Source organism: Streptomyces sp. NPDC048419 (assembly GCF_043200415.1).
In the GTDB taxonomy this organism is placed as follows: Bacteria; Actinomycetota; Actinomycetes; order Streptomycetales; family Streptomycetaceae; genus Streptomyces.
Map to the genome: position 1 here is coordinate 14,194 of NZ_JBICXT010000034.1, position 12,904 is coordinate 27,097.

At 70.5% G+C, this 12,904-nt stretch carries 11 protein-coding genes; 6 read left to right on the plus strand and 5 right to left on the minus strand.

Annotated elements, in window-relative coordinates; translation table 11 throughout:
• Positions 1–12 precede the first annotated feature (12 nt).
• The 5 genes from ACGFYN_RS41215 to ACGFYN_RS41235 are packed head-to-tail and all read right to left on the minus strand — an operon-like array spanning position 13 to position 4,592.
• A complete protein-coding gene (locus ACGFYN_RS41215; RefSeq protein WP_393871139.1) occupies positions 13–1,500 on the minus strand; it encodes an aldehyde dehydrogenase in 1,488 nt (495 codons plus the stop codon).
• On the minus strand, positions 1,497–2,312 hold the full coding sequence (locus ACGFYN_RS41220) for an alpha/beta fold hydrolase (RefSeq protein WP_393871140.1): 816 nt from the start codon (positions 2,310–2,312) through the stop codon (positions 1,497–1,499). Before ACGFYN_RS41220 ends, ACGFYN_RS41215 begins: the two co-directional genes overlap by 4 nt.
• Entirely contained in the window at positions 2,309–2,860 is a 552-nt protein-coding gene (locus ACGFYN_RS41225) for an amino acid synthesis family protein (RefSeq protein ID WP_393871141.1), read from the minus strand. The genes ACGFYN_RS41220 and ACGFYN_RS41225 overlap by 4 nt, the downstream gene beginning before the upstream one ends.
• Positions 2,857–3,471, minus strand: a complete 615-nt coding sequence (locus ACGFYN_RS41230) for an amino acid synthesis family protein (RefSeq protein ID WP_393871142.1) — start codon at positions 3,469–3,471, stop codon at positions 2,857–2,859. Before ACGFYN_RS41230 ends, ACGFYN_RS41225 begins: the two co-directional genes overlap by 4 nt.
• Positions 3,468–4,592, minus strand: coding sequence for an LLM class flavin-dependent oxidoreductase (locus ACGFYN_RS41235; protein WP_393871143.1), 1,125 nt, complete (start codon positions 4,590–4,592; stop codon positions 3,468–3,470). The genes ACGFYN_RS41230 and ACGFYN_RS41235 overlap by 4 nt, the downstream gene beginning before the upstream one ends.
• Before the next feature lie 211 nt (positions 4,593–4,803).
• On the opposite strand from ACGFYN_RS41235, the gene ACGFYN_RS41240 reads away from it, so the two are divergent.
• The 6 genes from ACGFYN_RS41240 to ACGFYN_RS41265 all read left to right on the plus strand — a co-directional run bounded on the left by ACGFYN_RS41240 (position 4,804) and on the right by ACGFYN_RS41265 (position 12,835).
• Positions 4,804–5,742, plus strand: a complete 939-nt coding sequence (locus tag ACGFYN_RS41240; protein WP_393871144.1) for a flavin reductase — start codon at positions 4,804–4,806, stop codon at positions 5,740–5,742.
• Between the two features lie 31 nt (positions 5,743–5,773).
• Positions 5,774–7,201 carry a purine-cytosine permease family protein gene (locus tag ACGFYN_RS41245; RefSeq protein ID WP_393871145.1) on the plus strand — a complete coding sequence of 476 codons (1,428 nt, stop codon included), beginning with the start codon at positions 5,774–5,776 and terminating at the stop codon, positions 7,199–7,201.
• 118 nt (positions 7,202–7,319) lie between these two features.
• Complete coding sequence (locus ACGFYN_RS41250) at positions 7,320–7,799, plus strand: diadenosine tetraphosphate hydrolase (RefSeq protein ID WP_393871146.1); 480 nt, start codon at positions 7,320–7,322, stop codon at positions 7,797–7,799.
• A 111-nt stretch (positions 7,800–7,910) separates the two neighbouring features.
• Positions 7,911–10,643, plus strand: coding sequence for a glucosidase (locus ACGFYN_RS41255; RefSeq protein WP_393871147.1), 2,733 nt, complete (start codon positions 7,911–7,913; stop codon positions 10,641–10,643).
• On the plus strand, positions 10,640–12,088 hold the full coding sequence (locus ACGFYN_RS41260) for an alpha-amylase family glycosyl hydrolase (RefSeq protein ID WP_393871148.1): 1,449 nt from the start codon (positions 10,640–10,642) through the stop codon (positions 12,086–12,088). Before ACGFYN_RS41255 ends, ACGFYN_RS41260 begins: the two co-directional genes overlap by 4 nt.
• 69 nt (positions 12,089–12,157) lie before the next feature.
• Positions 12,158–12,835, plus strand: coding sequence for an NUDIX domain-containing protein (locus tag ACGFYN_RS41265; protein WP_393871149.1), 678 nt, complete (start codon positions 12,158–12,160; stop codon positions 12,833–12,835).
• Positions 12,836–12,904 lie beyond the last annotated feature (69 nt).

Consider the following 12,904-nt stretch of genomic DNA (forward strand, 5'->3'; position numbering starts at 1 on the left):
CGTCCGAGCCGCTCATGACCGCAGCACGAACGGGTCGCCCGCCGGCTCCTCGCTGGTGTTGATCCACACGCTCTTCAGGCGGGTGTACTCCCGGATGACCTCGGTGCCGTGCTCGGTGCCGGTGCCGCTGCTGCGGAAGCCCGAGCGCGGCGACATCGGGGACATCGACCGGTACGTGTTCGCCCACACCGTGCCGGCCTCCAGTCGCGACGCCATACGGTGCACGCGGTTGACGTCCCGCGTCCACACGCCCGCGGCCAGCCCGTACGCCGAGTCGTTGGCGATCGCCAGGGCCTCCTCCTCCGACGCGAAAGGCATCACCGTGGCCACCGGCCCGAAGATCTCCTCCTGGCAGATGCGCATGGCGTTGTCCGTGCCGGTGAAGACGGTCGGGGAGTAGAACCAGCCGCCGAGGCCGGTGTCGGGACGCTCGCCGCCGACCACCACCTTGCCGCCCTCGGACCGGCCGAGATCGACGTACGACTCGACCTTGGCGAGCTGGTCCTTCAGCGCAAGCGGCCCCAGCTCGGTCGTGTCCAGGAGCGGGTCGCCGATGCGGATGGTCGCGGCGCGCGCCGTCACACGCTCCAGGATCTCCTCGTACACGTCCCGGTGGACCAGTACGCGGCTGCCGGCCACGCACGTCTGGCCCGCGGCCGCGAAGATGCCGGCGATCACGCCCATCGCCGCGGACGGCAGATCGGCGTCCGGGAAGACGATGTTCGGTGACTTGCCGCCGAGTTCGAGGGTGCAGCGCACGAAGCGGTCCGCGCAGGTACGGGCGATACGGCGGCCGGTCTCGGTGGAGCCGGTGAAGGTCACCTTGGCGATGTCGGGGTGTTCGGTGAGCGGGCCACCGGCGGTCGCGCCGAAGCCGGTGACGACGTTGACGACACCCGGCGGGAAGCCGGCCTCCTCGAAGAGCGGGGCGAGCGCGAGAAGCGAGGCCGAGGTGTGCTCGGACGGTTTGACGACGACCGTGTTGCCCGCGGCGAGCGCGGGGGCGAGCTTCGTGGCGGTGAGGAGAAGGGGGGAGTTCCAGGGGGTGATCGCGCCCACCACGCCCACGGGTTCGCGCAGGGTGTAGTTGAGCAGGTCGCGGCTCGCGCCGGGGATGACCTCACCGTGGATCTTGTCGGCCAGCCCCGCGTAGTAGTGGAAGTACTCGGGCAGGCCCGCGAGTTGGGCACGCATCTCGCGCAGCAGCTTGCCGTTGTCGAGGGATTCGGTGCGGGCCAGCTCCGCCGCGTTCTCGCCGATGAGGTCTGCGAGGTTGCGCAGGAGACGGCCGCGGTGGGTCTGGCTCAGGTCGCGCCAGCGGGAGTCCTCGAAGACGGAGCGCGCAGCGGCGACCGCCCGGTCGATGTCCTCGGCGGTTCCGTTCGCCGCCTCGTACCAGGGCCTGCCGGTGGTGGGGTTGACGCTCTCGAAGTACTCGCCGGAGGCGGGGGCCGTCCACTCGCCGGCGATGTAGTGCTGGTGGCGGGGGAGTCGGGTCATTCTGGTCGCTCCTCGGCTGCGGGTCGTATGTGGTTGCTCGCGCAGTTCCCCGCGCCCCTCGAAGCGTCCAGGATCACCTTGCTGAGAACGTTCGGGCGTTCCAGGGGGAGTAGATGGCGGGTGTTCGGGACGATGACCGCGCGGGCGCCGGGGATCCGGTCGGCCAGGGCGCGGCACATGGCCGGGGTGGAGCCGGGGTCGTCCGCGCCCGTGACCGCTGTGACCGGGGCCTTGATCCCGGGCAGGTGGGGCCACAACTCGGCGTCGGCGGTGGCGAAGACGTCGTAGCAGGCGAGGTAGGAGGTGCGGTCGGTCGTCATCAGACGGTCCAGGACCGCCTTCGCGAGCTCGGGGTCCCGCCTGCGCCACTCCGCCGAGAACCATCGCTCCACGGCCGCGTGTGCCGACCCCGCGAAGTCCTGGCGGGCCCGCTCCCGTCGCCTCAGGACCGCGGCCCGCTCCTCCTGCGAGCGTTCGGCGACCGAGCTGACCAGGGTGAGTGCGGACGTCAACTCGGGGTGTTCGACGGCGATTTGCTGCGCGACCAGTGCGCCCAGGGAGAAGCCCACCAGGTGCGCGGGGCCCGTCAGCAGGGCCGCGACGTCGGCCGCCAGCTCGCGCAGGGCCACCCCGGGCTCCGCCGCCGGCGAGGTGCCGTGGCCGCGCAGGTCGACGAGCGTCACGCGGTGCCGGTGGGTCAGTGCGGGCAGGCAGCGTTCCCACATCGCCCGGTCCAGGCCCACCCCGTGCAGGAGTACGAGGTCGGGGCCTGTGCCGTGGACTTCGTGGCCCAGGGCCGGCGGCAGCGTCATCGTTCCGTGGACAGCGGTGCCAGCCGGGCCTGGGGGCGGCCCTGGGCCGCCGCCGCGAGGCCGACGACGATCTCGTCGGCGCGCGGGCCGTCCGGGACGCGGGCCTCGATCGTCTGGTGGTGGGAGCGGATCGTCGCGTCCGTGATGTGCTTGAGCGGGATGTCGAAGACCGTTCCGGCCGCCGCGCGCTTCTCGACCGCGGGGAGCAGGGTGGTGGCCTCGGCCGCCTTGCGGAAGTGGTCGCCGAACTTGAGCGTGTGGATCAGCGCCGAGCCGTGCTCGATCTCGCCGTCCAGGCCGACGATCGCCGCCTTGCCGTACGCCTCCACCGGCGCCCCGAGCGCCTCCACCACCCGCGGTGCCAGCAACTCGCCCAGCTTCGGCGCCACTTCGTCGATGCCGGGCAGCAGGTCGTCGACGAAGTCCCGGCCCGCCCACGGGTTTTCGATCACCGCGAGCACCACGGCCGTACGGGCGGGCGGGTCGACCGGGCGGCCGCCCTCGCTGTGGATGTCCTCGGTGAAGGTGATGATCTTGCGGACGTTCATCGGGCGTTCTCCAGGTTCTGCAGATCGGCGAGGCGGACGGAGGGGTCCGTACGGCGGTCCCCGATACGGGCGTTGGGGCGGGGCCCGGACGCGGCGGCTGCGATCACCACGAGCTCGTCGGGGCGGGGCGCGTCCGGGATCCTGATCTGGACGGTCTGGTAGTGCGAGCGGGTCGCCGCCGCCGTCTTGTGCCACAGCGGCACCGTGAGCGGTTCGCCGGCCGGGAGGCGGTCGTCGCTGAAGACGATGATCGAGGTGCCCTCGGTCAGCTCCCGCAGGACGTTGCCGAAGTACGGCGTGTGGATCAGCGCACCACCGTGCTCGATCTCCCCGTTCAGGCCCACCACGGCCGCCTTGCCGAAGGCCTCGACGCGGTCGACGCCACCCAGCGTGTCGATCAGGCGGCCGGTCAGGATCTGCGCCAACTCCGGTGCCAGCTCCTCGACTTCCGCCTGCAGATCGGCCACGAAGCCGCGCCCCGCCCACGGGTTGCGGACGACCGCGGCCGCCGCGACCCGCCGTACCGGAGTGGCCACCGGGCGGCCGAGCTCCAGCAGCACCTCGTCGACCACCGTGACGACCTTCCGGATGCCGCAGGACGCGCGGCTCATGCGGTGAACTCCGGCATGACCTTCTCGGCGAACAGCTCCAGGCTGCGCATCGCCTTGCGGTGCTCCAGGCCCGGGTGCGTGGTCCACAGCAGCAGGTGCTCCAGACCGATCTCGTCGCGCAGCTCGGCCACCTTCTCGGCGACGTACTCGGGCGTGCCGACCAGCCGGTTCCTGTCCTTCAGGAAGTCGAAGGACAGCTCGTGCGCGTCGGTGAGCTCCTCGCCCGCCTCCATGAGGTTGCCCAGGCCCCGCCAGTGCATGATCCAGCGGTACGTCGTCATCAGCGCCTCCTCGAAGTCGGCGCGGGCCTGCTCCATGGTGTCCGCGACATACACGTCCCGGACCAGGCCGATGCCTTCGCCGAGCGCGTACGGACGGCCGGAGGCCTCGCTCGCCGTGGAGCGGTACAGCTCGAAGCGGTCCTTCAGGGTGGAGACCGGCGGCAGCCAGAACAAGCCTTGCACACCGTCCGCCGCTGCCGCCGCGATCGAGCGGGGGCTGTCGATGACCTGCCACAGCGGCGGGTGCGGGCGCTGCTGCGGGAACGGCGTGACCTGCATCTTCGTGATGACGCCGTCGGTCGTGTAGTCGTCCGTGGCGGGGGACAGGGGGTGGTTCCACTTCACGCCGGGGGCCGGGAACTCGTAGAAGCGTCCCTTGTGGTGGAAGAACTCGCCGCTCCACGCCTTGCGCAGGATCTCGACCGTCTCCTCGTACAGCGCGCGGTTCTGTTCCTGGTCGCGCGGGTCGGCGAGGGCGTTGAGGTTCAGTGCCTCGCGGCCGTAGAGACCGCGGCCGAGGCCGACCTCGACGCGGCCGCCGGAGAGCTGGTCGAGCATCGCGATGTCCTCGGCCAGCCGCAGCGGGTGCCAGAAGGTGGCGATGGAGGCCGCCTGGCCGATGCGGATGCGTGAGGTGCGGGCGGCGATGTCCGCGCCCATGAGCACCGGGTTCGGGGTGATCTCGATCGCCTCGTGGCCGAAGTGGTGCTCCGTGTACCAGGTGGACCAGAAGCCGGCCTCCTCCGCTGCGATCGCGAACTCCCGGGCCTCGTCCATGACTTGGGCGTACTCGCCCAGCCGGCCGGGCGCTCCGAGGTTGTGGAATATCGAGAACCGCATCCCGTTACCTTCCGTCTCTCGCTGTGCCATGGCAGTGAGGCTAGGAGTCCGAGTCGGAGGCGTCAAGGGGTAACCGTCGACAAACATCTCTGACCTGTGTGTTTGATCGTCCTACCAGGAATCACCAGGCTTTTCTGGCTGAGGTGTTGACACCGAACCTGCGCGTTCATACCGTCCTCTGCCATACAAGAGCTGACCGAGGGGCGTGACCATGACCCACACTCTTGACCGAGCCGCCGACACCGCAGACCGCACCTCACGGATCCGTTCCGCGTGGCGGTCAGCCTGGGACGAAGGGCACGTAGAGGCCCTGGACGACGTGCTCAGTCCCACCTACGTCCGCCGCCGGGGGCCCGCGTCCGTCGCGCAGGACCGCGACCAGCTGAAGAACTCCATCCGGGCCGTGCGCGAGGCCTTCCCCGACCTGCGCACCGAGATCGAGGACATCGTCGAGGACGGTGACCGGCTGGCGATCCGCTGGCGCAGCACCGGCAGCCATACCGGCGCCTTCCTCGGCGTTCCGCCCACCGGGAGGCCCGTCGAGGTCTCCGGTGCGACCTTCGCCCGCTTCGACGGGTCGTCCGTCGCCGAGGAGTGGGTGACCTTCGACTCCCGCCAGCTCCTGGAGGCGCTGGGGATCATCACCACCGTCAAGCAGGCGGCCGTCGATCCCGACCTGGTGCGCGGGGTGCACCGAAAGTTCATCACCGGCGTCACCGTGGTGACCACCGACGACGGCGGCACACCGCGCGGCCTCGCGGTCAACGCGTTCGCCAGCATCTCGCTGGACCCGCCGATGGTGCTGGTCTGCGTGCAGCGCAGCTCCTCCACCCATCCCGTGCTGCACCGGGCGAGCCACCTGGGCATCAACATCCTGGCCGCGGACCAGCTCGACGTCGCCAAGGTCTTCGCCTCCAAGGGCGACGACAAGTTCGCGCAGGTCGGCTGGACGCCGGGAGGCTTCGGTGTCCCGCTGATCGACGGCTCCTGCGCCCAGCTGGAGGTCGAGATCGGCGAACGCCTCGAGGCCGGCAGCCACACCGTGTTCACCGGCCGGGTGGTCTCCGCCCGCCACGACGACCTCGCGCCGCTGGTCTACAGCGGCGGCGGCTTCTTCGACATCTCGCACACGGCCCCCTTGCCGTGGTGACCCGCGCAACCGCAGCGACCAGGAGCACGCCATGACAGAAGGAACACCGGCGCCGGTCTACGGCAGCGCGGTCACCAAGGTCGAGCCCTTCGGCGTCGACCACATCCCCGACAACGAGCGGCACGGCAGGCCGAGTTCGCAGTTCTTCGTGTGGTTCGCCGCCGGCCTCAACTTCCCGATCATCCTGCTCGGGTTCAGCGCGGCATGGTTCGGGCTGAGCTTCTCCGCCGCGGTCGCCGCCATCGTCGTGGGAGCCGCGGTCGGCTCGCTGCTGATGGCGGTGATGTCCCGGATGGGCGTACGGCTGGGCGTGCCGCAGCAGATCCAGGCCCGCGGCCCGCTCGGCTTCTTCGGCAACTTCCTGCCCGTGGCATACATCAACGTCTTCGCCGGCGTCGGCTGGGCGGCGGTCACCGTCATCCTGGGCGGCAAGGCGTTCGCCGAGCTGACGCATCTGCCGTTCTGGCTGTGCGCGGGCGTGCTCACGGCGATCCAGCTGGTCGTGGCGATCTACGGCTACAACATGATCAACTACCTTCAGCGGGTGCTGACGTACGTCCTGACCCCGCTGTTCCTGCTGATCACCGTGGTCGCGGTGGTGCGCGGCGGCAGCCTCTTCCACGCCGACCCGCACGCGTCCGGATACATCGGCTTTACGGGCGGCTGGGTCACCTTCGGGGGCTGGTTCCTGTCCTTCCTGGTGGCCTGGGCGCCGTTCGCCTCGGACTACTCCCGCTATCTGCCGGACACCCCCGACGTCGTGCGCCGCACCGCCTGGTACACCGGGCTCGGCAACTTCGTCACCATCTGCTGGCTGGGCATCCTCGGGGTGGTCGTCGGCGGCAGCGCGACCAGCTCGGACTCGATCACCGCCCTGCACGAACTGGCCGGCCCCTTCGCCCTCCCCGCCCTGATCGCCGTCGGCCTGTCCGCCCTCGCGCAGAACTTCCTCAACGTCTACGGCGGCGCGATCTCCGTCCAGACCCTGAAGATCCCGGTCACCCGCTCCCAGGCGGTCACGGCCATCTGCCTGCTCGCCTACGTCATCAGCCTGTGGGGCGCGGCGGGTACGGAGGCCAAGTTCAAGATCTTCCTCAACCTCACCGCCTACTTCATCGCCCCCTTCGCCGCCGTCCTGCTCCTCGACTTCTACCTCGGCGGCCGCTCCGACCCCTCCCGGATCGCCGAACTCTACGACCGCCGCCGGGTGTTGGACTGGGGCTTCGTGGCCTGGGCGGGCGGCGTGGCCGCGTCGGTGCCGTTCTGGCAGTCGAGCTTCTACACCGGGCCCTTCGCTTCGGCGTACCCCGGGGCGGGCGACCTGAGCATGTTCGTCGCGGCCGGGGCGGGCGCGGTGCTGTATCTGCTGACGTACCGGCTGCGGCCGTTGTGGGTCCGTCGGGCGCCGAGCGGCTCACCCGGTCTGGCCGCCAACGAGGCTTCGGCGGCGGTGCGTTGAGCTCGGGCGGGCTGCCGTGGCTGTTGGGGGAATCCCTCTGGAGCCGTGGCTGGGGCGCCCGCCCGTCGTACCCCGCCCGTCGTACGGGGTCTTGATCATCCGCCGGTACGCTCGGGCCATGACGGACGACTGGCGGAAGGACCGCATCGGGGCCGCTCTGCGGGGCGAGAACCCGACGGTGCTGCGGCGGCTCGAGTCCGGCTTCGCGGTGATCGGCGATGTCCAGTTCCTGCCCGGGTACTCGGTCCTCCTCGGGGACGACCCAGGAGTCCAACGGCTGTCCGACCTGCCGAAGGCCAGGCGGCTGTCGTTTCTGTCCGGCATGGACCAGCTCGGTGAAGCGGTCGAGCGGGCCTGCCGCCGGCTGGACCCCGGCTTCCGCCGGGTCAATCTGGAGATCCTCGGCAACACGGATCCGTTCCTGCACGCCCATGTCTGGCCACGGTACGAATGGGAGCCGGCCGAGCTGGTGGGCAAGCCGGTGTGGCTGTATCCGCGTGACCGGTGGAGCGACCGGCGATTCGGACTCGGCCCGCAGCACGACGCGCTGCGGGCCGCCATCGGCGGCGAACTGGATCGGCTGCGCTCACCGGCCTGACGGCCTGGGCCGCCCCGTGCGGAACTCCCCCCTCCGCCCCCCACCCATTGCGACCATGTCCGGCACGTCCGAGGCTGGGGGGCAATGCCGGTTTGGTGAGGGAGGCGGGCCATGGTGATGGGCAGCGCGTTGGGGGCCGAGCGGCAGCGGCTCGCGGAGGCCGACGCGGGACGGGTGGCCTGGCGCCGCTGGGGGCCCTACCTCAGCGAGCGGCAGTGGGGGACCGTACGGGAGGACTACAGCGCCGACGGCGACGCCTGGGCGTACTTCACCCACGACCAGGCCCGCTCCCGCGCCTACCGCTGGGGCGAGGACGGCATCGCGGGTGTCAGTGACGACAAGCAGCGGCTGTGCTTCGCGCTCGCCCTGTGGAACGGCCGCGACCCCATCCTCAAGGAGCGGATGTTCGGTCTGACCAACCAGGAGGGCAACCACGGCGAGGACGTCAAGGAGTACTACTTCCACCTCGACAACACGCCCACCCACTCCTTCATGAAGTACCTGTACAAGTACCCCCAGGGCGAGTTCCCCTACGCCGACCTGGTCGCCACCAACGGCGCACGCGGCCGCGGCGACTTCGAGTACGAGCTGCTCGACACCGGCGTCTTCGACGAGGACCGCTACTTCGACGTCTTCGTCGAGTACGCCAAGGCAGGTCCCGAGGATCTGCTGATCGAGATCACCGCGCACAACCGCGGGCCCGACGAGGCCACCCTCCACCTGCTGCCGACGCTCTGGTTCCGGCACACCTGGTCCTGGGCCGGCGGAACCGCCGTCCCGGCCATGCACAGGACGCCGGACGGCATCCGCGCCGACCACGACGAACTCGGCCCCCGCTGGATGTACTTCGACACCGACGCCCCCGTCCTGTTCACCGGGAACGAGACGAACGACGAGCGCGTCTTCGGCAGCGCGAACACCACGCCGTACGTCAAGGACGGCATCGACCGGTACGTCGTGCACGGCGAGACGGCGGCCGTCGACCCGGCGCAGACCGGCACCAAGGCCGCCGTCCACCACACCCTCGTCATCCCCGCCGGCCGGAGCGCCACCGTACGGCTCCGGCTGTCCGACACCGAACTCGCCGACCCCTGGGGCGAGTTCGCCGCCACCTTCGACGCCCGCCGCACCGAGGCCGACGCCTTCTACGAGGACGTCGTCCCCGACGGCATGGGCGAGGACGAGCGGCGGCTCGTGCGGCAGGCCCTGGCCGGGATGCTGTGGAGCAAGCAGTACTACTACCTCGACGTCGAGCGCTGGCTGGCCGAGCACGGCGTCGACCCGCTCGCCGCCGACCCCGGCATCCGCAACAGCGCCTGGTACCACATGATCAACGACGAGATCATGTCGATGCCGGACACCTGGGAGTACCCGTGGTTCGCCGCCTGGGACCTCGCCTTCCACGCCCTCGCCCTGTCGATGATCGACATCGGCTTCGCCAAGTCGCAGCTCGAGTTGCTGCTGCGCCGTCTGTATCTCCATCCCAACGGGCAGATCCCGGCCTACGAATGGAACTTCGGCGACGTCAACCCGCCCGTGCACGCCTGGGCGGTCCTCTTCGTCTACGAGCTGGAGAAGCACCGCACCGGCCACGCGGACCGCGTCTTCCTGGAGAACGCCTTCCAGAAGCTGACGAAGAACTTCACCTGGTGGCTCAACCGCAAGGACGTCGACGGCAACAACGTCTTCCAGGGCGGCTTCCTCGGCCTGGACAACATCGGTGTCTTCGACCGCAGCGCGCCCCTGCCCACCGGCGGCCACCTCGACCAGGCCGACGGCACCGCGTGGATGGCGCTGTACTGCCAGAACCTCTTCGACATCGCCCTCGAACTCGCCGTGGACAATCCGGTCTACGTCGAGCAGGCCCAGATGCTCTTCGAGCACTTCGCCTGGATCGCGGTCGCCATGAACCGCATCGGCAAGGACAACGCCACCCTGTGGGACGAGGAGGACGGCTTCTTCTACGACGTCCTGCGCCGGCCCGACGGCAGCGCCACCCGGCTGAAGGTGCGCTCCCTGGTGGGCCTGCTGCCGCTGGCCGCGACCAGCGTCATCGGCAGCGGAGCGGCCACGAACTTCCCCCAACTGGTCGCGGGAGCACAGGAGTTCATCAAGCGGCACCCGGCCGTCGAGGCCGTCGTCGCGCAGCGGGTCCCCGCGGACCCCGAGCACAAGGGCCGTTTCCTGTTCGCCCTGTTCGGCGAGGACCGGCTGCGCCGCGTGCTGGCCCGGATGCTCGACGAGCAGGAGTTCCTCGGTCCGCACGGCATCCGATCCCTGTCCCGCCACCACGCGGAGCATCCGTACCGCTTCGACGTGCACGGGCAGGAGTACGGCGTCGGCTATCTGCCCGCCGAGTCCGACTCCGGCATGTTCGGCGGCAACTCCAACTGGCGCGGCCCGGTGTGGTTCCCGATGAACCTCCTCCTCATCCGTGCGCTGCTGAACCTGCACGGCTACCACGGTCCCGGCTTCACCGTGGAGTGCCCGACCGGCTCCGGCCGGCAGCTGAACCTCTACGAGGTCGCCCGTGAGATCTCCGACCGGCTCACCTCGACCTTCCTGGTGGGTGAGGACGGCCACCGCCCGGTGCACGGGGCCCAGCCCAAGTTCGCCAAGGACCCGTACTGGAAGGACCTGATCCTCTTCTACGAGTACTTCCACGGCGACAACGGCGCGGGTCTCGGCGCCTCGCACCAGACCGGCTGGACCGGACTGGTGGCGGCCACCGCGACCCTGTTCCACAGCATCGGCGCCGAGGACGTGGAGCGCGGCGGCAGGGAGTCCCTGCGGCTCTCGGACGAACGGTTCACGGGCGCGAGCGACGAGGAGCCCCTGTCATGACCGTGATCCATGAGATCAACACCCTGGTGTGGCTGGGCGAGTTGAGCCGCCGGTACGGGCGCGGCGTCACCCTGGGCGACGTACCCGCGGAGGTCTGGGACGAGGTGGCGCGGGCCGGCGTCGACACCGTCTGGCTGATGGGAGTCTGGCGGCGCAGCCCGGCCGGTCTCGCGATCGCCCTGCGCGACGAGTCCCTGCGCGCCTCCTTCCGCGGCGCCCTGCCCGGCCTCACCGAGGCGGACATCGCCGGATCGCCGTACTGCGTACGCGACTACGTCGTCGACGACACCCTCGGCGGCCCCGCCGCCCTGGCCCAGGCCCGCTCCCAACTCGCCGCGCGCGGACTGCGGTTGATCCTGGACTACGTCCCCAACCACGTCGCCCCCGACCACCCCTGGCTCACCGAACGCCCCGGCTGCCTGATCCAGGGCACACCGGAGGACCTGGCCGCCGCGCCCGGCGCCTTCATCGAGGTCTCCGGGCAGATCTACGCCCGCGGCCGCGACCCGTACTTCGCCCCCTGGCCCGACGTCGTGCAGCTGAACGCCTTCAGCGACGACCTGCGTGCCGCCGCCGTGGACACGCTCGTCTCCATCGGCGACCAGGCGGACGGCGTGCGCTGCGACATGGCGATGCTGATGATGAACGACGTCTTCGCCAAGACGTGGGGCGACCGCGCCGGAGCCCACCCGGCCGAGGACTTCTGGCCGTACGTCATCGAGCGTGTTCGGGCCCGTCACCCCGACCTCCTCTTCGTCGCGGAGGCGTACTGGGACCTCGAATGGGCCCTGCAGCACGAGGGCTTCGACCACTGCTACGACAAGCGGCTCTACGACCGCCTGGTGCACGAGGACGCCGGATCGGTCCGCGCCCACCTCCAGGCCGACCTCGGCTACCAGCGCGGCCTGGTCCGTTTCCTGGAGAACCACGACGAACCGCGGGCCGCCGCCACCCTGCCCGGCGGACGGGAGCTCGCCGCCGCCGTCACCGTCGCCACGCTGCCCGGCGCGACGCTCTGGCACGAGGGCCAGTTCGAGGGGCGGGAGATACGCCTGCCGGTGTTCCTCTCGCGCGGGCCGCAGGAACAGCCCGACGACCAACTGCGGGCGTTCTACGCCGACTTGCTGCCGGCCGCGGCCGCCGTACGCGACGGCGAGTGGCGGCTGCTGGACACCGCCGGATGGCCGGACAACGACAGTCACCTGAACCTGCTCGCCTGGAGCTGGACCGGCGCCGACGCCCGCCACGTCGTGATCGTCAACTACTCCGGCCACCCGGCCCAGGGCCTCGTCCCGCTGCCCTGGGACGACCTGGCCGGCCGGACCTGCCGGCTGGCCGACCTGCTCACGGGGCAGGCGTACGACCGCGACGGCGGTGGACTGCTCGCGCGTGGCCTGTACGTCGACCTGCCGGCCTGGCACTCCCACGTGCTGGCGCTGACCTGAAAGACGCACGTGGTAGAAGCGGACCATGAACAACTCCTGCACAGCACCGAGCCGGAACGGCGGCGCCCGATGACAGCCGGCATCGACACCCCGGACCGCCGCGGCCGCACCGGCCTGGACCGGACCGGCCTGGACCTGACCGGCAACCCGCGTGTGAGGATACGGGAGGTGAAGCTGCTCTCCAGCCACTGGTACGTCGAGCGCGCCACCACCTTCGACTTCCGGAGCGCCGACGGCACCTGGAGCAGCCAGCAGCGCGAGACGCACGACCGCGGCAACGGCGCCACCATGCTGCTGTACGACGCCGCACGCGAAACGGTCCTGCTCACACGGCAGTTCCGCTTCCCCGTGTACGTCAACGGGCACCCCGACGGCATGCTGATCGAGACCCCCGGCGGGCTCCTCGACGACGAGGACGAGCATCCCGAACTCGCCGTGCGGCGCGAGGTGGTGGAGGAGACCGGGCACACCATCGGCGCCGTGGAGCACGTCTTCGACGTCTACATGAGCCCCGGCTCGGTCACCGAACGCGTCAGCTTCTACGCCGCCGCGTACGGGCCCTCGACCCGCACCCACGAGGGCGGCGGACTCGACGAGGAGGGCGAGGACATCGAGATCGTCGAACTGCCCTTCCGCCGCGCCCTGGAGATGATCCGCACCGGCGAGATCAACGACGCCAAGACCATCATGCTGCTGCAGTGGGCGGCGCTGGAGGGCCCGTTCGCCAAGGGGGACCGGCGCTCTTGAGCCGGACCTCTTGACTTGAAGAGCGCTCCAAGCTGAAGACTCCCGTTCGTGTCCGGAACCCCGGGCACG

Coding starts and splice junctions, on each gene's coding strand:
- ACGFYN_RS41255 (WP_393871147.1), top strand. CDS start 7,911: ATGGTGATGGGCAGCGCGTTGGGGGCCGAGCGGCAGCGGCTCGCGGAG.
- ACGFYN_RS41225 (WP_393871141.1), bottom strand. CDS start 2,860: ATGAACGTCCGCAAGATCATCACCTTCACCGAGGACATCCACAGCGAG.
- ACGFYN_RS41235 (WP_393871143.1), bottom strand. CDS start 4,592: ATGCGGTTCTCGATATTCCACAACCTCGGAGCGCCCGGCCGGCTGGGC.
- ACGFYN_RS41215 (WP_393871139.1), bottom strand. CDS start 1,500: ATGACCCGACTCCCCCGCCACCAGCACTACATCGCCGGCGAGTGGACG.
- ACGFYN_RS41265 (WP_393871149.1), top strand. CDS start 12,158: ATGACAGCCGGCATCGACACCCCGGACCGCCGCGGCCGCACCGGCCTG.
- ACGFYN_RS41240 (WP_393871144.1), top strand. CDS start 4,804: ATGACCCACACTCTTGACCGAGCCGCCGACACCGCAGACCGCACCTCA.
- ACGFYN_RS41250 (WP_393871146.1), top strand. CDS start 7,320: ATGACGGACGACTGGCGGAAGGACCGCATCGGGGCCGCTCTGCGGGGC.
- ACGFYN_RS41220 (WP_393871140.1), bottom strand. CDS start 2,312: ATGACGCTGCCGCCGGCCCTGGGCCACGAAGTCCACGGCACAGGCCCC.
- ACGFYN_RS41230 (WP_393871142.1), bottom strand. CDS start 3,471: ATGAGCCGCGCGTCCTGCGGCATCCGGAAGGTCGTCACGGTGGTCGAC.
- ACGFYN_RS41260 (WP_393871148.1), top strand. CDS start 10,640: ATGACCGTGATCCATGAGATCAACACCCTGGTGTGGCTGGGCGAGTTG.
- ACGFYN_RS41245 (WP_393871145.1), top strand. CDS start 5,774: ATGACAGAAGGAACACCGGCGCCGGTCTACGGCAGCGCGGTCACCAAG.